This window comes from Paenibacillus glucanolyticus, assembly GCF_037333485.1.
GTDB classification, from domain to species: Bacteria; Bacillota; Bacilli; order Paenibacillales; family Paenibacillaceae; genus Paenibacillus_AQ; species Paenibacillus_AQ glucanolyticus.
On record NZ_CP147845.1, the window covers coordinates 6,508,191 to 6,527,500 of the forward strand.

Sequence of the window (19,310 nt, forward strand, 5' to 3'; positions counted from 1 at the left end):
GATTTCTGCTGATCACTACATCCTATTCAGGACTTGCGGAATTTTCCGTACCAAGATCTCCTAAGTATCCGAATATGGGTTGTTACTTAAATGTTTTCCGTAAATGGCCGGAAATTATCATCCGGCTGCACTTTCGTTTCACATACGCTATCAATTTGACGCGCGTAGCGGCTAACCGTGGATGGCGAAATGCCGTAACGGACCGCAACCTGTTCATAGGTCAGGGTGCGTCCACGCTTCTTGGCCGTTAAATATTCCAATGCCGCTGCCCAGCCCTCCACATTCCGAATACTCGGAATATCAGGATACAGCCGGCTGAGGAAATCGGACCAGAGATTCTCCAGCTCTTTTTTCCAGAAGGCATCTACACGCATGTCCATCGTCTGTTCGGCCTTCTCCAGCACCGCCTTCCAGGACGGCAGCCAGTCGGGCAGCACCTCGCGGCTCTTGCCGCTGGACGTTTCGCGGTCATCGCGGCGTTCCTTCAGCCGATTGCTGGCGGCCTCCATCTGCTGGAGCACCAGACGAGCGGCATCCTTCAGCTCCGCATCCTCTCCCGGTTCCTGAAGGAACGATTGCAGAGCGTGCTGCACCTCTTCATCGGCAATCAATTCCAGGGTTCGGATCACTTGAAGCTTGGTCTGCGGATCGCCATGTCTCAGCGCCCAGAAGAAAGAAGAGCGAATTAGCGGATTCTGCTTCGCTTCCTCCGTCAATTTATCGCCATCATGCTCCCAGCGTTTGAACTGCTCCTCGAATGGAAGATGATAGTGGTAGCTTACCTTCATCTGGTCTGTTCCAGTCTCTTTGCGCTTCTGCAGCTGAGCCAGATAGAAATTCGGAATCACCGAATCTCCGTCCAACTTCAGCGCCTGCCGCCAGTATTTCTCGGCCCTGTCATAATCACCGCTGTTGCAAGCCGCAACGGCCGTGTAATGGTACAGGCTTGGATCGCCGCTGAACTCCTCATCCTTCAGAAGCCGGCGGAAATGACCGTACGCAATTTCATGCTGCCCCAGTATTCCCATCGTCGTAGCCAGCTTGAACACATGCTCCAGATGAAAAGGTACCGTCACTGTTAGCATGTCCATTAAACGGTCACGCTGCTCCTGATTTCCTTCATGCTGAAAGAAGATGGCCAGATTGCACAATCCGTGCAGATTGCCCGGCTCCTGATCCAGCACCTCGCCAATGGTACGCTTCGCTGTGTCGAAACGCCCCATATAATAATAAGCCAGAGCCAGATTATTGCGCGCAGCCAGAAAATCCGGGTAATCCTTGACGATCTCCTCCAATAGCTTGACCGCTTGTGCGAACTTGCCTTCCTCAAGCAGTGCCCGCGCATGCTCATGCTCGACCACGCCTTCACGACTCTTGATCCGGTTCAGCTTGGCAGGACGGTTAAGCTCATAATGAAGCAGTTCCATCATCTCTTCCGCCTCATCCAGAAACTGGCCGTTCGGATCTTCCTCCAGATAAGTGACAAGCGCCTCTTCCGCCTTCTCAAACTGTTCCATATTAGCGTAATTGTTCGCCATATAGAAATAGCATTCTGTCATCAACGGGTCCACCTGCTCCAGGATGTGAGCTAGAACATCGTTCGAAGCTTTATAATCTCCCGTCTCTGATAATATACCCGCCATATTGCAATGATTCACCGGATTATCCGGTTCATATTCAACAGCTTTGCGAAAATACTTCAGAGCCTTGTCATATTGGTAACGATCAAGCGAACGAACCGCGCGATCGAAGAAAAAATTGGCATTCATCTCGATAGATATAACATTGTGGGGGTCACTGGACCCATATGGATTACCATTCACGAAAAGCAAGGCACCTCCTTTAACTTGCTCCTCTATCCAGAACAGTATAACACAAGTTACAATGTCATTTGCAGAAAAAAGACACCAGTTTACACACCGGCGTCTTTGAATAAAGTGGCGATCGATCCGCCCTCGATAATGATATGAGATGCCTGTGCCAGCATAGGCGCAATGGACAGCACCTTCAGCCGCATCTTACAGTGATGCTCAGGGAGCGCAATCGAGTCTGTAATAACTATTTCCTCGATATGTGCATGATCAAGCCGGGTCAAAGCTTCCCCGGAGAAGAGTCCATGGGTCGCGCATACAATGGCATCTTGGGCCCCGCGCTCCTTCAGACCTTCTACCACTTGTACGATCGTTGATCCCGTATCAATCAAGTCCTCGATAATGATGGGCGTACGATCCGCCACATCCCCAATGACATGGGTGATGACCGCTTCGTTATGGGCAGGGCGCTGCTTCACCATCATGGCAAACGGCGAACCCAGGCGGCTTGCGAGCTTCTCCGCTGTCTTGGCCCGTCCCGCATCCGGAGATACAATGACAGGCTTCTCGATATTCTTGGCTTTCAGGTAATCCGTGATCAAATCCAGCGCAGTCAGATGATCCACCGGGATATTGAAGAAGCCCTGTATAGCTGGCGCATGCAGATCAATTGTGATGACTCGGTTGGCCCCGGCGGTGGTAAGCACATCAGCTACCATTTTTGCGGATATCGGCTCGCGCGGGGCCGATTTGCGTTCCTGTCTGGCATAACCGTAATAAGGCACAATGATATTAATCGTTCGGGCGGATGCACGTTTGGCGGCATCAATCATCACCAGCAGTTCCACAAACATTTCATTGATCGGGTGAGAAAAGGACTGGAGCAGAAAGACATCGCAATTGCGGATGCTCTCTTCATAATGCACGTAAACTTCGCCACTCTGAAAGCGGGAAATTTTGATCTTCCCGAGTTCAACTCCCAACTGCTGGCTGATGCTTGCCGCCAGCGTCGGATTGGAAGTTCCGGCGAACAATCGTAGTGAACGATACATGAGGACCTCCTGACGAGAGTGGTTTATATGGTCGGCTGACGCAACGATGGTTTGAAAGCGCTATCGTCAAATCAGGCCGTTCCCGTCTCCTGCACCCGTCGATGAGGGTCTTCTGGAGAGGAAAACAGCCGTCTGCAATGAACCTGTTTGCAATTAGTGCTTGTCTTTATTATACATTGTTTTCTCCCACATTCAAAAGCACCATCTCCCGCTTCCGGTTACGGAAGGTTGCGATTTCCCGAACACCCAGCTCGGATAACAGTGCCCGTGCCTGATCCAGATGTTCACCGAGCTTCTTCGGCTGATGGGCATCCGACCCTAAAGTCAACGGGATGCCGAGTCGGACCGCTTCCTCCAGCATGCGGCGGCTTGGGAACATTTCCTCGCATGCCTTCGATAATCCGGAAGCATTCAGCTCCATGGCAGTCCCGCTGTGAGCTACGGCAGCAAGCGCTGCTTGTTCCAGAGCGATCACGTCCAGCTTCTGATCGGGACCTGGTCCATATCCGAATCGTTTAATCACGTCCAGATGGCCCATGATATCATAGAATCCGGTTGCGGCGGCTTTCTGTACCGCATCATAATATTGACCGTAGACCTCAAGCGGATCCTTGCCATCCCAGCCGTGGGTCTGGCGATAATCCGTGATGTCCCATTCTCCCAGAAAGTGTACGGAGCCTATCACATAATCCCAGGGATAGTCCCTCACGATTCGCTCGATTTGTTCTTCATATCCCTCGATATAATCGCCTTCAAGTCCGATCCGAATGTCGATCTGTCCCCTGTAACGATCCTTTAACAGCAAGCATTCCTCCACGTAACGCGGCAGCTCGTCCATCGGCATCGCCATTTCAGGGTAATAGTCCTCTGGATTGACGTGGATCAAGGGCATGTGATCCGACAAACCCAGTTGATCCATCCCAAGCTCAACAGCGCGCCGCACATACTCCTCCAGCTGGCCTTCAGCATGTCCGCAGCGGGCATGGTGGGTATGGTAATCTATATGCATGGGCAGCCCCTCCTAATCGCGGCGCGGCCGTTCATGGCGGCGGCTCAGCTCATCCATGATCTCATCCAGCGGCAGCTTCCGTTCCTGCAGGAGCACCAGCAGGTGGTAGATCAGATCGCTGATTTCAAGTTTAAGCTCGGCATTGTCTTTATTTTTGGCGGCGATGATCGTTTCCGAGGCCTCTTCGCCCACCTTCTTGAGGATCTTATCAACGCCTTTATCAAACAAATAGGTCGTATAAGCGCCTTCCGGACGCTCGATCTCACGCTGGGCAATGACCTCTTCCAGCTCGGCAAGAACGGCAAAGCGCTCCCCAGATTCCGCCGCCGTACCCTGATTGGCAGGCTCACTCTGTTGACCCGGAACGGTAATCTCATTATGGAAGCAGGTCGTTTGACCGGTATGGCAGGCCGGTCCGTTCGGATTCACCTTCACCAAGAGGGTGTCCCCATCACAGTCATACGTCATGGAAACCACCGTCTGCACGTTCCCGGAGGTGGCCCCTTTATGCCACAACTCCTCACGCGAACGGCTCCAGAACCAAGTCTCGCCGCTTTCCAGCGTTAATCGCAGCGATTCCCGGTTCATATAAGCCATCATCAGCACCTCCTTGCTCTGTGCATCCTGTACGATCGTCGGTACCAGGCCTGCCCCGTCCCATCGAATATGCTCGCTGACCTGCTCCAGAGATAAATCTTTCAACATATCGTCGCTCACCGTATCTCCACTCCTTTTTGACTAAGATGCAACTTCAGATGAGGGATCGAGATTTCTTTATAGTGGAATATCGTTGCCGCCAGACCCGCATCCGCTTTGCCTGTTGTGAACACATCATAGAAGTGATCCTCACGCCCAGCGCCGCCGGAAGCGATGACCGGGATCCCTACCGCCGAGGATACAGCCGACGTCAGCGCCAGATCGAACCCGTCCTTGGTGCCATCGGCATCCATACTGGTTAACAAAATCTCGCCCGCACCTAAACTCTCCGCCTGCTTCACCCAATCCAGCGCCTTGATGCCGGTAGGCGTACGTCCGCCATGCGTGTATACTTCCCATTCTTCCCACGTTTCGTTGTACTTGGCATCAATCGCCACAACGATGCATTGGGAGCCGAATTTGCGCGCTCCGGCCGAGATGAGCTCCGGCTGTCTTACCGCTGCCGTATTTATCCCGATTTTATCCGCGCCTGCCCGCAGAATCCGCTTCATGTCCTCGACAGACGAAATGCCTCCCCCAACGGTAAAAGGTATGGCGATTTCTCCGGCCGTTCGGCGAACAACTTCCTCCATCGTTGCCCGGCCCTCTACCGATGCCGAAATATCCAGAAAGACAAGCTCGTCTGCGCCTTCACGGTCATAGAGCGCCGCCAATTCAACCGGATCGCCCGCATCGCGGAGATTTACAAAATTAACACCCTTCACCACCCGGCCGTCTTTCACGTCCAGGCAAGGAATGATCCGTTTTGCCAGCATGCCGTTCCCCTCTTCCCCTATATGAACTCAATTTATCGTTAATCCGAACATGCCCGATTCCAGCATTAACCGATTCGTGTAACAGCCTCATACAGATCGATGCTGCCTGTATACAGCGCTTTGCCTACAATGGCTCCGCCTACACCGTCCCCGCTGTGCGCGCTGAGCGCCAGCAGATCGTCCAGCTTTGTCACGCCGCCCGAAGCGATAACCGAACGGCCGCTGGCTTTCGCAAGCGAGACAATCGCTTCCACATTAGGTCCCTGCATCATGCCGTCACGCGAAATGTCCGTAAAGATGAAGGTTTCCGCCCCTTTGGATGCCAGTTCTTTTGCCAGCACCTCGGCCTGCACCTCGGATGTTTCCAGCCAGCCACGTGTTGCGACATATCCGTTACGGGCATCGATTCCGATAGCCACCTTATCACCGTACTTGCCCAGCACCTCTTCCGTAAAGACGCGATCCTCGATGGCAGCTGTACCGATAATGACCCGGCTTACGCCTAGTGTGAGCAGCCGCTCCACATCCGCCAGCGTGCGAAGGCCTCCTCCTACTTGAACCGGAACCTGGACACTTGCCGCGATTCTCCCAATGATATCGTGATTGATCGGTTGACCCGCCTTCGCTCCGTCCAAATCCACCAGATGAATGAATCGGCCGCCCTGCTCCTCCCACGATTTTGCCACCTCTAGCGGATTGTCATTGTATACCGTTTCTTGATTATAATCGCCCTGAACGAGCCTGACGCACTTACCTCCGCGAATATCGATTGCCGGATATATGATAAAAGAGGACATCCCCATTCCCACTTTCCTTTGGTCTATTTGGTAGCCTTACGTCGTTAAAAGCAAGAAATTACGAAGCAAACTCATACCGAGCTCCCCGCTCTTCTCCGGGTGAAACTGCATGCCGTACACAGAACCCCGGCCTACGATGGCCGTCACTGGTTGACCATAATCGGTAGCCGCCAGCAAATCGGTCTGAACCTCAGGAAGAACATGATACGAGTGGACAAAATACACATGACCTTCCTCAAGCCCCGCAAACAGCGGATGCTCCCGCTTCTCGAACTGCAATGAATTCCAGCCCATATGCGGCACTTTATAGTCGCCACCCGCAAACCGCACAACCGATCCGGGCAAAATATTCAGCCCTTCATGATTCCCGTGCTCTTCGCTTCGGCTAAACAGGAGCTGCATGCCAAGGCAGATCCCAAGCAGAGGCTTCCCTGCGTCCGCAGCTTCCTTCATGACCGAGTCCAGCGAGGTTTCGCGCAGCTGCTCCATGGCATCTCCGAATGCGCCGACGCCGGGAAGGATAATACCATCTGCAGCTAAGATTTCATCCCGCTCCCCGGTGACAAGCGGCTTATACCCAAGCCGCTCCACCGCTTTGCCAACGCTGTGCAGGTTGCCCATGCCGTAATCCACGATTGCAATCGCCATCGATTAGAGCACTCCCTTCGTGGAGGGCACGCCGGTCACCCGCGGATCCACGCTGGTCGCCTCATCCAATGCACGGCCCAGTGCCTTAAACACCGCTTCAATCATATGGTGTGTATTGTGTCCGTAATGAACGATGACATGCAGCGTGATCCGGGCTTCCAGCGCCAATTTCCACAGAAATTCATGCACGAGCTCGGTATGGAAGGAACCGACCTGCTGCGAAGGATACTCGGCCCGATACTCAAAATGCGGACGGTTGCTGATATCCACGATGACTTGAGCAAGCGCCTCATCCATCGGTACAAATACACTGGCGTACCGCTTAATCCCTTTTTTATCGCCCAACGCCTCGCGGAACGTCTGCCCCAGGCAAATCCCGATATCCTCCACCGTGTGGTGATCATCAATCTCGATGTCCCCTTTTGCCTTCACGCGAAGATCAAAGTGACCATGCTTCGTAAACAAATCCAGCATATGATTCAGGAACGGTACATCGGTTTCCAATTCGGAGATCCCGGTGCCGTCTACATTGAAATCCAGGGTAATGTCGGTCTCATTGGTTTTACGGCTCACGCCGGCTGATCTTGCTGCTGCATCCAAACTACTCACGATTGATTGCCTCCTCTATACGGATATCCATACTAAATGGATGACTTTTGTTCTTCTCTGCTGTTTATCGTTCATGATCAAGCCGAATCCCGATCGCCCGGGCATGACCCTCAAATCCTTCACGGCGCGCCAGCTCCATAATCTGCTCACCGTCACGCAGCAAGGCTTCTTTGCTGTAGTAGATCAAGCTGGATTTTTTAATAAAATCGTCCAGATCGACCGGCGATGCAAACCGTGCCGTACCATTTGTCGGAATGATATGATTCGGTCCCGCAAAATAATCGCCCACCGGCTCGGAGCTGTATGGTCCTAGGAAGATAGCTCCCGCATTCTCAATCTGGCCCACGATCGCCATCGGCTCCTCCGTCACAATCTCCAGATGCTCCGGCGCCAGCCGGTTAATGACTTCGATTCCTTCCCTCAGGGACTCAGTTATGATCACCGCGCCGTAACTGTCCACGGAAGCACGGGCAATATCACGTCGCGGCAGCAGCTCGAGCTGTCGCTGTACTTCAGCGGCAACGGCTTCACCCAGCTTGCGGGAAGGTGTCACCAGAATAGCGGAAGCCAACTCATCATGCTCCGCCTGGGAGAGCAAATCCGCCGCTATATAGGAAGCATCCGCACTGTCGTCGGCCAATACCGCAATCTCGCTCGGACCGGCCAGGCTGTCAATATTGACCGCACCGTACACTTCACGCTTGGCCAGCGCCACGTAAATGTTGCCAGGTCCGCAAATTTTATCGACAGGAGAGATGGTCTCCGTTCCATAAGCCAGCGCAGCTATCGCTTGTGCTCCTCCTACGCGGTAGATTTCCGTAACGCCAGCCTCCGCAGCAGCCACCAGGATATAAGGATTGATTCCATCCTGACCGCCGGTCGAAGGTGGCGTCACCATGACAATCTCGGGAACTCCCGCCACTTGGGCAGGGATGACATTCATCAGGACCGATGAGGGATATGCCGCTTTTCCGCCAGGTACGTATACACCCACACGCTGCAACGGACGAATGATCTGTCCCAGTATGCTGCCATCAGCTTGAAAATCCATCCAGGAATTTCGTTTCTGCTTCACATGAAATCTACGAATGTTATCCGCTGCTGCCTGAATCGCCTTCACGAACGAAGGCTCCACATGACCGTAAGCCGCCTTGAGCTCTTCCTCCGTTACGCGAAGCTGGTCCGCAGTCAGATGGACGCGATCCAATTGCTCAGTATGCCGCAGCAAGGCAGCATCCCCTTCCGTTCGAATATCCCGCACAATCGCCTTAACGACTTCGTTCTGCTCCGGTGTGCCATAATCGGTCTCCCGCTTCAGCTTAAAATCCTGTGCTGATACAACCTTCACCTTAATCTCCCCCTATCCCGCTGCATGGTCTCTACCGTGAAACATGAGTTCCCTCAGACATGATGGCCTTGTGCAGCCGATCGCACAATGCCTGAATTTCATCATTCTTCATCCGATAGCTCACACGATTGGCAATGAGACGACTCGTAATTTCAAAAATGCTGGTCATCTCCACCAGTCCGTTCTCCTTGAGGGTCTGACCCGTCTCGACCATATCGACAATACGATCTGCCAAGCCGATGAGCGGTGCAAGCTCAATGGAACCATTCAGCTTAACCACCTCGACCTGCTGACCCTGCTCACGGAAATACTGTGATGCCACATTCGGATATTTGGTTGCCACCCGCTGAGTAATGCCCGGCTTCCAATCTGGCAAGCCAATAACCGACATCCTGCACCTCGCGATTCCGAGATCGAGCAGCTCATAAACGTCTTTGTTCTCCTCCATCAGCACATCCTTGCCCACGATACCGATATCGGCGACACCGTATTCCACATAAGTCGGCACATCCACCGGCTTCGCCAGAATAAATTCCATTCCTGCCTCCGGCAAGGAAATGACCAGCTTTCGCGTTTCATCCACATCGAGGGGAATCGGTAGTCCGGCCGAACGGAACAGCGCGGATGCTTTTTTATATATACGCCCTTTGGGCATCGCTACTTTCAACGTTTCCGCCACGTTCAAATCCTCCTAACCTTAACTTATATAAAAGATGAATCACGTCCACGTTCTATTGAAGTGTGATAATCTCCCGGTATCCTCTATGGAGCAAACTCCCGGATATGACAGGAGCCCCTTCGTCTCCACCGTTTGCATGATCCGAAATAATTGAAGTTATAACCGTATGACCCTGTGCGCGAAGATCAGCCGCCTTAGCTAATCCTTTCTTCCGATAAGAAGCCGTGTAACGAATGAGTACAGGAAGGTCTTCCACAATCTCGGAACCCTGTACTCCATCCAATATACGGTTGGTCTTGATGGCAAAACCTGTTGCCGGAACCGCACGGCCAAACTGCTGGAGCAGTTTGTCATAACGACCACCGCTTGCCACAGGGGAGCCTAATTCCGCCGCATAGCCCTCGAACGTCATCCCTGTGTAATAGGAGAAGTCCCCGAGCATGGTGAGATCAAACAGAACATGCCTGGAGACATCGTATGCCTCCAGCACCTCCCACACCTTGCATAGATGCTCAATAGAAGCCCTGGCGAGGTCATTGCTGCTAATTTCAAGAGCTTGACCGGCAATCTCCCGGCCACCGCGCAATCTTAGAATTCCTTCTAACTGTTCTTGCTGTCCTGGGGCCAGTTCCAGGCTGGCGATGGTATTCCGGTATCCGACGTAATCCCGATTCAGCAGATCCTGCTTTAAACTTTCTTGATCTTCAGCCCGCTCAGGAAGCACCTGCTGGAGCAGACCATTAAGATAACCCATATGTCCCATCGCAATCTTAAATCTCTCGACGCCTGCCGCCTTGAGCGATTCAATCGCCAATGCTATCACTTCGGCATCCGCCTCAGGGGAATCATCGCCTACAAGCTCAACACCCGTCTGGAAGAATTCCGCTTCCCGTCCCGCTTCCTCTTCAATCGCGCGAAACACATTGGCATGGTATGACAAACGCACCGGAAGCGGCTCATCTTTCAGCAGTGATGACATGACCCGCGCTATCGGAGCCGTAAGATCAGATCGAAGCACCATTGTTGTTCCACGTTTATTAAGTAATTTAAACAGTTTTTGGTCCGACGTAGAGCTTGCTACGCCTACTGTATCGTAATATTCCATCGTTGGTGTCATGATCTGCCGGTATCCCCAGCGGTCCATGCACGCAAGCACTTCACGTTCAATCCGGCGCAGCTTGGTGACTGCATGGGGTAGATAATCACGAACACCTGCCGGTTTCTCGAAGCCTTTTGGTTTAGACATGAAGCTCCACCTCAAATCAGAAAAAGTCTTTAATATGGTAAAGTGTTACCTTGCTAATAAATTAAAGGATATTGGCTATATTACCATGAATAGATCCCGATCGTCAATGCATGGGAAATGCGTACATCTATGTATCGTTCTCTGTTTCTAACGACATTAGCCGCCCCAGGGCCAGCTTCACTTCTGGGTATAATTGTAACACAAGAACGAGCAGTAGTGGCTGGCTTGGCTTGTGATCATCCCCAGCCATGCCTTATGCGCACCCATACAAAAAGCCGCCCGATTGCCGGACGGCTTGGTTCATGATCGTTGGTATGAGATGAAATTATGCCTGCTATGATTACAGATATTACAATTACAGATCAACCGACTTCTTGCTGTCGCCTGTAACGGTATCCTTTTTTTGCGACGGCGTCTTGGGTGCTTTGGATGATGGTTTTAACGAACGCGGCACGCTGCCAAGCAGCATCCAGGAGCCCGGGATCCACCGGAACATGGTTTGCACCACAAGCGCACTGACAATCAGCGCGGTTACCATACCGCCATATACCCAAATGAGATAATCATCGGTTACTGGGTTCAGCTTCAGATCGTATTCCCGATACAAGAATAGCCACAATGGATGCACCAGATATATCGCGAACGATAGCTCGCCAATCCGTGTCAGGACCTTAACGATGAGTTTCCAACCGCTATTGTACAGCCAGCTTGCCAGCTGCATCAGCACAATCGCAGAGAAGACGGTATGCAGATTCCACAGCAGCTCGTACAACAGGGAATCGTATTTGGCACCGTGCAATCGCTGATTGTACCAGATTTGCACATGAGCCAGTGCCACCGCGATCCATCCGGCCCACAACACAACCGTGCCTGCCCTTTGACCCGAAGTCTGCTTCTTCCATGAGGACGTTAACCAGCCCTTGAATTTATCGTAATTCATCGCCAGGTAAGCGCCCAGCATGTAATAGGCTAGATAAGAGATAGCCAAGCTGCCTTTAAACGTATATTGCAGTTCATACTTATTCCATAAGATGAAGCCCCATTGGAGCAGGAATCCGATCGGAACCGCCCACCGCACCAGAAACCGGGACGATTTGAACAGCTTGAGGAAGATCGGGAACAGAATGTAGAACTGCAGACTGATGAATACAAAATATAAGTGCGTATAGTTCTGTCCGCGAATCAGACGCTCAAAGAAAAGCGGCATTTGTGCCCATAGATCAAACGAACTGTTCAGCAGTCCATTCTGATACATCCGAACAAAGAAGTAGAGGATAGAGAACAGCACATAAGGCAGCAGAATATACAAAAGCCGCCGTTTGTAGAAGTTCTTGATCAAATCCTTGGTCAATGGACGGTCTGCATAGTTATAGAACAACACAAAACTGCTCAGAAATATAAACGAAGGTGTGCCGTATTTAAAGAAGATATTCAAAAAATTAATAATATAATAGAACCGCGAATCGATTGCATCCACCGTTGCAAATGAAGTCGCATGTACGTGAAGCACGCCCAGAATAGCCATCGCACGATAGATATCGAGTTGCGGCAGCCTTTCCTTTTTGTTCAGCGTAGCACTCATGTCAGGCGTCGCCTCCTTTTATTTCAGCTTTTTCATAGAGTCCATGTATAAGGCGGCGGGCAAAAAAGTCCCTCAAGGCCATTACCCAGGGGACTATAGTTCGCTTTCTGTCATGTCATCCTCATCTCATTTTACAATAAATCCGACAGCTTGAGAACCTGACATGTCATATTACCTCAAATTGACTCACTTTCCGTCGATGTCCTCTTCAGCTCTCGCAATGGATTCCCGCCTACAAAGACACCTGGTGCCACATCCTTATGTACAACAGATCCTGCAGCAACAACCGCTCCATCCCCAATGGTTACACCAGGCAATATCGTTGTGTTCGCGCCGATCAGTACGTTCTCCCCAATCCATACCTCTCCTAGGCGATATTCCTTGATTAAATACTCATGTGCAAGAATGGTTGTATTGTAGCCGATCACCGAATTCTCACCGATGGTTATTTTCTCAGGAAAAAACACATCCACCATGACCATCAGTCCAAACGCAGCATGCGGACCTACCTTCATCCCGAGCATATGGCGGTATATCCAGTTCTTCATGGGCAGGATGGGGCAATAGCGCGCCAGCTGGATAAAGATGAAGTTCTTCACGCCCTTAAACGGGCTAACGGTACGGTAGATTTGCCACAGCGCGTTCGGCCCTTCTACAGGATAACGGGTAATCTTTCTGGCCATGCTTCCAAAACTCCTATTCCTCTGGAAGTCCTACGATATCGTACAGATCTCTCATATCCCTCAAAATAAAATCCGGACCATACTCCTTCAGCTTCAGTTCACCCTTCAGGGACCAGGCTACTGCGGCAGCCTTAACGCCTGCCGCCTTCGCAGACTGAATATCGACTGGACTGTCACCGATCATCAACGTTGTCTCCGGGTTCGCACCCAGCCGCTCTATCGCTGTCAGAACGGGTTCGGGATGCGGTTTGGGGTATTCTACATCATTCACCGTAACAATCGCAGACATGAAGCGTTCGAGATCGAACTTCTCCAAAGTCATCATCGTGGAGGGACGGATCTTCGTCGTTACGATGCCGAGGGTTAACCCGTGTCGATGAAGACGCTCCACGACTTCATTCACATGCGGGAATGGTCTGACCATCTCATCATGATGAAGCGTGTTGAACGAGCGGTAGGCTGTTACAAACGGGCTCACATCTTCGACGCCCCCCGAGAAAGCCTGCAGCTGCTGTTCAAGCGTTGTCCCCATATGCGGAATGATCTGCTCTCTGGTCAAAGGCCCTGGAGCCTGAGACTCGAATACATGCAGAAATGATGAAATGATCAATTCATTCGTATCAATAATGGTGCCGTCCAGATCAAACAGTACGGTTTCAATCATGCTGCAACTACTCCTTTTTGTCCTCCGTATCTGGTTTTATAACCGGAGTCTCATCCACCTGCGTTTGCTTGGCCTCCGTCTCCTGAGCTTGGGTAAGAGGGCTCTTATCAACAGGTTCCGCTGTTTCCACTGTCTCTTTATGATTTTTCGAAGAAGTTGCCGCCGGGGATTTCACTGTTTTATTCGTTTGCAGCTCCGCCTCCGGGGTTGGGCTGACTCCTGCTTTGGTGGACACGATCGGATCCAGATAACGCACATTCGCTCGACCTGTCACACGGCGTACAATAATCAGTATGATGCCTGCAATAATAAACAAGACAGACAACAGCTGTGAGATACGGATGTTTCCGTAGGCCGGATCCAGATGGCCCAGTTCAAAGCCCATCCAGGTCATCGGTGCCCATAGCGTATTGTTAATGAAGTCGGCAAGGCCGGTAGAGCCTTGAAATGCCAAACTATCCGTGCGTACCGCTTCAATGAAGAACCGGCCAATGGAATACCAGATGAAATATCCGATGAAAAGTTCGCCGGAACGCAAGAATTTTTGTCTCCGGATAATAAGCAGTACAACAATACCAACCAAATTCCACAATGATTCATATAAGAAGGTAGGATGATGGAATACGCCTTGTACATTCATCTGATTCACAATGAAATTAGGCAGATGCAGCTCCCCGCGCAAAAATGTTTCGCTTACAGGACCGCCATAGGCCTCCTGGTTGACGAAATTCCCCCAGCGTCCAATAATTTGGCCGGCCAATAGAGACGGAGCACAGATATCGGCAATTCGCCAGAACGAGTAGCCCCTTCTGCGAACAAAGATCAGCGCGCAAATAATCGCACCGATAAGTGCGCCGAATATCGCAATACCGCCATTCCATATTTTGAACACATCGAGGAAGTTATCCTTATAGTCTTCCCACTTAAAAGCAACATAATAAATGCGTGCACCGATGATGGCAGAAGGAACGCCGAGCAAGAGCAAGTCCATAAAGAACTCCTGCGGAATGCCAAAACGCTTGCCTTCGCGAATAGCCAGCAGCAGACCCGCCAGTGCCCCAAGCCCCAAAATCAAGCCATACCAATGAACACGCAGCGATCCGATGGAGAACGCCACCGGATCGATGAGCAATGTTTGCATCACTTATAACCTCCCTAGTCCTAGTCCAAATCGTCCATATCTTCAGCGATGGTTGCCGTCAGCTTGTTCGTAAACTGCAGTGCAGCATTAAGTCCCATTTGTTTCAATCTGTAGTTCATGGCTGCTACTTCAATAATAACCGCAAGGTTACGTCCTGGACGAACGGGAATGGTCACCAGAGGGATATCCGTCTCTATAATACGCGTGGTCTCTTCATCCAAACCCAGACGGTCATACTGCTTATCCTGCTGCCAGGCCTCCAAGCGAACAACGAGGGTGATCCGCTTGTTATTCCGAACAGCCCCGGCGCCGAATAATGTCATTACGTTAATAATACCGACACCGCGAATCTCCAGAAGGTGACGAATCAACTCCGGCGCCGTGCCGTGAAGCTGAAAATCCGAGGTTTGTCGAATCTCAACCGCATCATCGGCAATTAACCGGTGTCCACGTTTTACAAGTTCGAGCGCTGTCTCGCTCTTCCCGATGCCGCTTGAACCGGTAATCAGCATACCCACGCCGTATACATCACACAATACACCATGAATGGTTGTAGTCGGTGCTAATTTTCGCTCCAGGAAGCTTGTGAATCGGCTCGTTAGAATGGTAGTTGCCATACTGCTGCGCAGAATAGGCAAACCTCGCTCATTCCCGAGCTCAACCAATTCCTCCGGCACTTCCAGCGAACGCGTAACCACGATACACGGTGTTTCCTCCGTACACAGACTACGCATCCGTTCTTTACGTTCCTCCGGTTTCAGCATCCCGAAGAAAGCCAACTCCGTGCGCCCCATAAGCTGTACACGCTCACGCGGATGGTACTCAAAATAGCCCGCCATTTCCAATCCTGGACGATTCAGATCGTCCGTTGTAATCTGACGTTTCAAGCCTTCCTCGCCTGCGATGACCTCCAGCTGAAACTGCTGGACCAGCTCGGATACCTTCACTTTCTTGGCCATGGTCTTACCCCTCTTCTTCCGTTGTATGTTGACATCACAACACAGCCGTTACACGGCTCATCTTGGATGATATATTTCATAATCTGGTTATTTCCAAAAAATGTTTATTCAAAAAGTATTCCAATTCCACGTCTTTATCTGTCATCAACATATGTCGCCACGTTCTAAACGCCGCTTTTTCCGCATGCACGAAACACTTATGTATGCCCTGCTTTGTGCTTATCTTATCGAAAAAAGCTACTGAATGCAATTCTCTTTGCCCTTCCGATAGGGACAATAGGCTTATATTTGCTGAGAAATGAAAATAAGTACCACTCTAAATGCCTCTTTCTCCTAAAAAAACCGCCCCTTGAGGGGCGGTTTTCAAGAGAATGCCGTATACCGGAGAATTAGTCTCCCAGCAACACGTTCAATTCGGACTCTTTATCAAAGATATGAACTTTGTTCATGTCGATTGCCAATTTAACATTATCGCTTTCACGTGTAGTAGAACGTCCGTCTACACGGCCGATAACAGTATCAGTACCCAGTCCACTCAGATACAAGAGCATTTCGTGACCGAGGTTCTCAGTAACGTCAACTTTTGCATTGAAGATGGTGTTCGGGGAAGCTTCCAGGAATACTGGCTCTTCATGAATATCTTCAGGACGAAGACCCATGATGACTTCTTTACCGATCATCGATTTGTTTTTAAGAATTTGAGCTTTGCCGCCTGGAACCTGAACGTTCAGTCCCTCGGAAGTGAAGTACACGCCTCCGTTTTGTTCAGACAATTTACCGTTGATAAAGTTCATGGTTGGGGAACCGATGAAACCAGCAACGAACAAGTTGTTAGGGCTGTTGTACAGCTGTTCTGGGGAATCCGCTTGTTGAATGATACCGTCCTGCATAACTACGATACGGTCACCCATTGTCATAGCTTCTGTTTGGTCATGCGTTACATAGATACAAGTGGTTTCAAGACGCTTAACCAGCTTCGTAATTTCAGCACGCATCTGACCGCGAAGTTTCGCATCCAAGTTGGAAAGCGGCTCATCCATCAAGAAGACTTGTGGATCACGGACAATCGCACGACCCAAGGCAACACGCTGACGCTGACCACCGGAAAGAGCTTTTGGCTTACGCTCGAGCAAATGCTCAATGTCCAAGATTTTAGCTGCTTCACGTACACGTTTATCGATTTCGTCTTTCTTCACTTTGCGGAGCTTCAAACCAAATGCCATGTTTTGATATACGTTCATATGTGGATACAAGGCGTAAGATTGGAATACCATCGCGATGTCACGATCTTTAGGTGCTACATCGTTAACAACGCGGTCGCCAATGTAAAGTTTACCCTCAGAAATTTCCTCAAGTCCTGCGATCATACGCAATGTCGTGGACTTACCGCAACCGGAAGGACCTACCAATACCAAAAATTCTTTATCTTTAATATCCAAATTAACGTCAATTACAGTTGCTTTATCCGCACCTGCATACTTTTTGTAAATATGCTCTAAGCGTACACCAGCCATGTGCATTTGCCCCCTCATATGAATGTTATGAAATCGAATACAATTAATTTATAATCTTATATTACCCCATAGGCACCTGACTTGCTATACACAATCTGCACAAAAAACCTATTTCCTTTTCGTCACTTTATACAATAGAAGCGTAATTTTTACTAATACCGCATCACTGAAGCTGCGAACATCCAGACCCGTCTCCTGTTTGATCTTATCCAGACGATAGAGCAGCGTATTCCGGTGAATATACAGATGCTTGGCTGTCTCGCTCACGTTGCAGTCCAATTCAAAGAAGGACTCCAGCGTAGACAACGTCTCGCTATCCTCGAACAAATCGGTATGCCCTGCAGCATACTCCCGCAGAAACTGATTACGTTGATGCTCAGGGATACTGTATACCAAACGCTCTAGGTGGAGCCCGGTCGATAGATGGATATGTTCTTTAACCTGGAACGTGCGGCCGATTGTCATCGTCTCCCTCAACATTCCAACCGTCTGTGGCAAAGCATGAAGCGCATTAACGGCCGGTATAGCCGAGATATGGAAATCCCCGACCCATTCCGTTGAAACCAGCTCGTACAATCCCATACAGAACAGAGACAGTAAATCCTGATCGCCTTCGGCTGGGGTATCCTCTTTATCATCTGTCGTGATTCCATCCAGCAGCTCTTGATTCGCAAGTATAATCCATTCTTTATCCAGAAGCGGCACCAGAATAATGTCCCCGTCAAAATAGCTTTTTAATAACCGCTGCAGCGCTTTATAACTCGGCGTCGGCGCGTGTTCGCTTTCATTAATCAGAAGGAAAGGAACCATTTCCTCTGTTAAACTTGAGCGGAGCAGAAGCTCATCCGGCAATTCAGCTAACAGTTCTCCGGCTTGAAGACGTTCCTTTAACCATGAACCCAGCTGTTGAGCGCGCCGTTCATCTTCGACCTTAACGCTGCTTTTCGACACTATCCCTGGAGATGTCTCATGAATGCTCGACAATAAAAGGGTTATAAGGCCAATCTCCGACTCCGTCAGAACATTCCGATCTGCCACGATCACCCGGACAGGGTCCTGCCGATTAACCGGAATCCAAACCTCATTAAGCGCTTCATATTCGTAGGCGCCAGCATGGGTTCGCTCTTTACGTGATGTCTCCCTTTCTCCACGGAAAATGGATCCAAGAGCCTCTTCCACATTATGATGACCGATGCGGTTGCCATGCCGCTGTGAGGCTGTCATGGATTCTTTTAGCCATGCCGCTTCTTGCGCGTTCAATGTTTTTAAACCGAGTGAGGTACCCAGGGTCTGCTCCAGTTTCTGAACGATGTGCTCCATCTCCACCATTGATGACTCCACCACTTTATCGTTTTTTTCTTATTTTAGCATATCACCCTGTACAAACTACAATTCATTCATTGGAAGCAGATCGGTTTGCAGCAAACTTATCTTCTGGAAAAACAAAAAGAGCCGTCAACAACGTTGACGACTCTTGGGATGAGCCATGAAGGACTCGAACCTTCGACACCCTGATTAAAAGTCAGGTGCTCTACCAACTGAGCTAATGGCTCTTATTACTGGTGGAGGATGATGGATTCGAACCACCGAACTCGGACGAGAACAGATTTACAGTCTGCTGCGTTTGGCCACTTCGCTAATCCTCCAGGATATAAAGGTGGCTCGGGACGGAATCGAACCGCCGACACGAGGATTTTCAGTCCTCTGCTCTACCGACTGAGCTACCGAGCCTTATGTAATTGACATAAAAATAAAGTGCGGAGTGTGACACTTCCCACTTTAATCTGTGGAAAACCAACCATTATTATTCCTATAAAGAAATAATGGCGGAACTGACGGGATTCGAACCCGCGATCTCCTGCGTGACAGGCAGGCATGTTAGGCCTCTACACCACAGTTCCGCATTGGTAAAGATGGTGCCGGCGAGAGGACTTGAACCCCCAACCTACTGATTACAAGTCAGTTGCTCTACCAATTGAGCTACACCGGCATGGTATGGTAATAAAAAATAAATACATGGTGGAGGCTGAGGGGTTCGAACCCCCGACCCTCTGCTTGTAAGGCAGATGCTCTCCCAGCTGAGCTAAGCCTCCAGG

At 50.5% G+C, this 19,310-nt stretch carries 18 protein-coding genes and 6 tRNA genes; all 24 read right to left on the bottom strand.

Annotation, left to right across the window (positions count from 1 at the left end; genetic code table 11):
* Nucleotides 1–86 precede the first annotated feature (86 nt).
* Nucleotides 87–1,823: a tetratricopeptide repeat protein gene (locus WDY75_RS29885; protein WP_006207529.1), complete on the bottom strand. Its 1,737-nt coding sequence runs from the start codon at nt 1,821–1,823 to the stop codon at nt 87–89.
* A gap of 89 nt (nt 1,824–1,912) precedes the next feature.
* Complete coding sequence (locus WDY75_RS29890) at nt 1,913–2,863, bottom strand: ribose-phosphate diphosphokinase (protein ID WP_006207528.1); 951 nt, start codon at nt 2,861–2,863, stop codon at nt 1,913–1,915.
* A gap of 169 nt (nt 2,864–3,032) precedes the next feature.
* Complete coding sequence (gene hisJ, locus WDY75_RS29895; protein ID WP_006207527.1) at nt 3,033–3,872, bottom strand: histidinol-phosphatase HisJ; 840 nt, start codon at nt 3,870–3,872, stop codon at nt 3,033–3,035.
* Nucleotides 3,873–3,884: 12 nt separating this feature from the next.
* Complete coding sequence (hisIE, locus tag WDY75_RS29900; protein WP_036644203.1) at nt 3,885–4,589, bottom strand: bifunctional phosphoribosyl-AMP cyclohydrolase/phosphoribosyl-ATP diphosphatase HisIE; 705 nt, start codon at nt 4,587–4,589, stop codon at nt 3,885–3,887.
* Nucleotides 4,586–5,344 (bottom strand): imidazole glycerol phosphate synthase subunit HisF, encoded by a 759-nt coding sequence (gene hisF, locus WDY75_RS29905; protein ID WP_006207525.1) that lies wholly within the window; start codon nt 5,342–5,344, stop codon nt 4,586–4,588. The genes hisIE and hisF overlap by 4 nt, the downstream gene beginning before the upstream one ends.
* A gap of 65 nt (nt 5,345–5,409) precedes the next feature.
* Nucleotides 5,410–6,141: a 1-(5-phosphoribosyl)-5-[(5-phosphoribosylamino)methylideneamino]imidazole-4-carboxamide isomerase gene (gene hisA, locus WDY75_RS29910; protein ID WP_006207524.1), complete on the bottom strand. Its 732-nt coding sequence runs from the start codon at nt 6,139–6,141 to the stop codon at nt 5,410–5,412.
* A gap of 36 nt (nt 6,142–6,177) precedes the next feature.
* The gene (gene hisH / locus WDY75_RS29915) at nt 6,178–6,789 is read right to left on the bottom strand and encodes an imidazole glycerol phosphate synthase subunit HisH (protein ID WP_006207523.1); all 612 of its coding nucleotides are present in this window, start codon (nt 6,787–6,789) and stop codon (nt 6,178–6,180) included.
* 3 nt (nt 6,790–6,792) lie between these two features.
* The gene (hisB, locus tag WDY75_RS29920; RefSeq protein WP_006207522.1) at nt 6,793–7,398 is read right to left on the bottom strand and encodes an imidazoleglycerol-phosphate dehydratase HisB; all 606 of its coding nucleotides are present in this window, start codon (nt 7,396–7,398) and stop codon (nt 6,793–6,795) included.
* A 64-nt stretch (nt 7,399–7,462) separates the two neighbouring features.
* Nucleotides 7,463–8,746, bottom strand: a complete 1,284-nt coding sequence (hisD, locus tag WDY75_RS29925) for a histidinol dehydrogenase (RefSeq protein WP_063478255.1) — start codon at nt 8,744–8,746, stop codon at nt 7,463–7,465.
* A 31-nt stretch (nt 8,747–8,777) separates the two neighbouring features.
* Nucleotides 8,778–9,425, bottom strand: coding sequence for an ATP phosphoribosyltransferase (hisG, locus tag WDY75_RS29930; protein WP_063478254.1), 648 nt, complete (start codon nt 9,423–9,425; stop codon nt 8,778–8,780).
* Nucleotides 9,426–9,477: 52 nt separating this feature from the next.
* Complete coding sequence (locus WDY75_RS29935) at nt 9,478–10,671, bottom strand: ATP phosphoribosyltransferase regulatory subunit (RefSeq protein WP_063478253.1); 1,194 nt, start codon at nt 10,669–10,671, stop codon at nt 9,478–9,480.
* Nucleotides 10,672–11,026: 355 nt separating this feature from the next.
* The gene (locus tag WDY75_RS29940; RefSeq protein ID WP_063478252.1) at nt 11,027–12,253 is read right to left on the bottom strand and encodes an acyltransferase; all 1,227 of its coding nucleotides are present in this window, start codon (nt 12,251–12,253) and stop codon (nt 11,027–11,029) included.
* Nucleotides 12,254–12,429: 176 nt separating this feature from the next.
* The gene (locus WDY75_RS29945; protein WP_036644187.1) at nt 12,430–12,936 is read right to left on the bottom strand and encodes an acyltransferase; all 507 of its coding nucleotides are present in this window, start codon (nt 12,934–12,936) and stop codon (nt 12,430–12,432) included.
* Between the two features lie 13 nt (nt 12,937–12,949).
* On the bottom strand, nt 12,950–13,600 hold the full coding sequence (gene ppaX / locus WDY75_RS29950) for a pyrophosphatase PpaX (RefSeq protein ID WP_063478251.1): 651 nt from the start codon (nt 13,598–13,600) through the stop codon (nt 12,950–12,952).
* Between the two features lie 7 nt (nt 13,601–13,607).
* The gene (gene lgt, locus WDY75_RS29955) at nt 13,608–14,741 is read right to left on the bottom strand and encodes a prolipoprotein diacylglyceryl transferase (RefSeq protein ID WP_063478250.1); all 1,134 of its coding nucleotides are present in this window, start codon (nt 14,739–14,741) and stop codon (nt 13,608–13,610) included.
* A 20-nt stretch (nt 14,742–14,761) separates the two neighbouring features.
* A complete protein-coding gene (gene hprK, locus WDY75_RS29960; protein ID WP_006207515.1) occupies nt 14,762–15,700 on the bottom strand; it encodes an HPr(Ser) kinase/phosphatase in 939 nt (312 codons plus the stop codon).
* Between the two features lie 389 nt (nt 15,701–16,089).
* A complete protein-coding gene (locus tag WDY75_RS29965) occupies nt 16,090–17,214 on the bottom strand; it encodes an ABC transporter ATP-binding protein (protein WP_006207513.1) in 1,125 nt (374 codons plus the stop codon).
* Between the two features lie 108 nt (nt 17,215–17,322).
* On the bottom strand, nt 17,323–18,543 hold the full coding sequence (locus tag WDY75_RS29970) for a PucR family transcriptional regulator (RefSeq protein ID WP_063478249.1): 1,221 nt from the start codon (nt 18,541–18,543) through the stop codon (nt 17,323–17,325).
* A gap of 151 nt (nt 18,544–18,694) precedes the next feature.
* Nucleotides 18,695–18,767 (bottom strand) — tRNA-Lys (locus WDY75_RS29975).
* Between the two features lie 7 nt (nt 18,768–18,774).
* Nucleotides 18,775–18,860, bottom strand: a tRNA-Tyr gene (locus tag WDY75_RS29980).
* A gap of 12 nt (nt 18,861–18,872) precedes the next feature.
* Nucleotides 18,873–18,945 (bottom strand) — tRNA-Phe (locus tag WDY75_RS29985).
* A 93-nt stretch (nt 18,946–19,038) separates the two neighbouring features.
* Nucleotides 19,039–19,115 (bottom strand) — tRNA-Asp (locus tag WDY75_RS29990).
* A gap of 13 nt (nt 19,116–19,128) precedes the next feature.
* A tRNA-Thr gene (locus WDY75_RS29995) sits at nt 19,129–19,204 on the bottom strand.
* Between the two features lie 27 nt (nt 19,205–19,231).
* A tRNA-Val gene (locus tag WDY75_RS30000) sits at nt 19,232–19,307 on the bottom strand.
* Between the last annotated feature and the right edge of the window lie 3 nt (nt 19,308–19,310).

Bases quoted from the DNA above. Each gene is read 5' to 3' on its own strand.
- WDY75_RS29965 (WP_006207513.1), bottom strand. From the start codon at position 17,214: ATGGCTGGTGTACGCTTAGAGCATATTTACAAAAAGTATGCAGGTGCG.
- ppaX (WP_063478251.1), bottom strand. From the start codon at position 13,600: ATGATTGAAACCGTACTGTTTGATCTGGACGGCACCATTATTGATACG.
- hisF (WP_006207525.1), bottom strand. From the start codon at position 5,344: ATGCTGGCAAAACGGATCATTCCTTGCCTGGACGTGAAAGACGGCCGG.
- hisJ (WP_006207527.1), bottom strand. From the start codon at position 3,872: ATGCATATAGATTACCATACCCACCATGCCCGCTGCGGACATGCTGAA.
- hprK (WP_006207515.1), bottom strand. From the start codon at position 15,700: ATGGCCAAGAAAGTGAAGGTATCCGAGCTGGTCCAGCAGTTTCAGCTG.
- WDY75_RS29970 (WP_063478249.1), bottom strand. From the start codon at position 18,543: ATGGTGGAGATGGAGCACATCGTTCAGAAACTGGAGCAGACCCTGGGT.
- WDY75_RS29890 (WP_006207528.1), bottom strand. From the start codon at position 2,863: ATGTATCGTTCACTACGATTGTTCGCCGGAACTTCCAATCCGACGCTG.
- WDY75_RS29935 (WP_063478253.1), bottom strand. From the start codon at position 10,671: ATGTCTAAACCAAAAGGCTTCGAGAAACCGGCAGGTGTTCGTGATTAT.
- hisH (WP_006207523.1), bottom strand. From the start codon at position 6,789: ATGGCGATTGCAATCGTGGATTACGGCATGGGCAACCTGCACAGCGTT.
- WDY75_RS29940 (WP_063478252.1), bottom strand. From the start codon at position 12,253: ATGAGTGCTACGCTGAACAAAAAGGAAAGGCTGCCGCAACTCGATATC.
- hisA (WP_006207524.1), bottom strand. From the start codon at position 6,141: ATGTCCTCTTTTATCATATATCCGGCAATCGATATTCGCGGAGGTAAG.
- WDY75_RS29945 (WP_036644187.1), bottom strand. From the start codon at position 12,936: ATGGCCAGAAAGATTACCCGTTATCCTGTAGAAGGGCCGAACGCGCTG.
- lgt (WP_063478250.1), bottom strand. From the start codon at position 14,741: ATGCAAACATTGCTCATCGATCCGGTGGCGTTCTCCATCGGATCGCTG.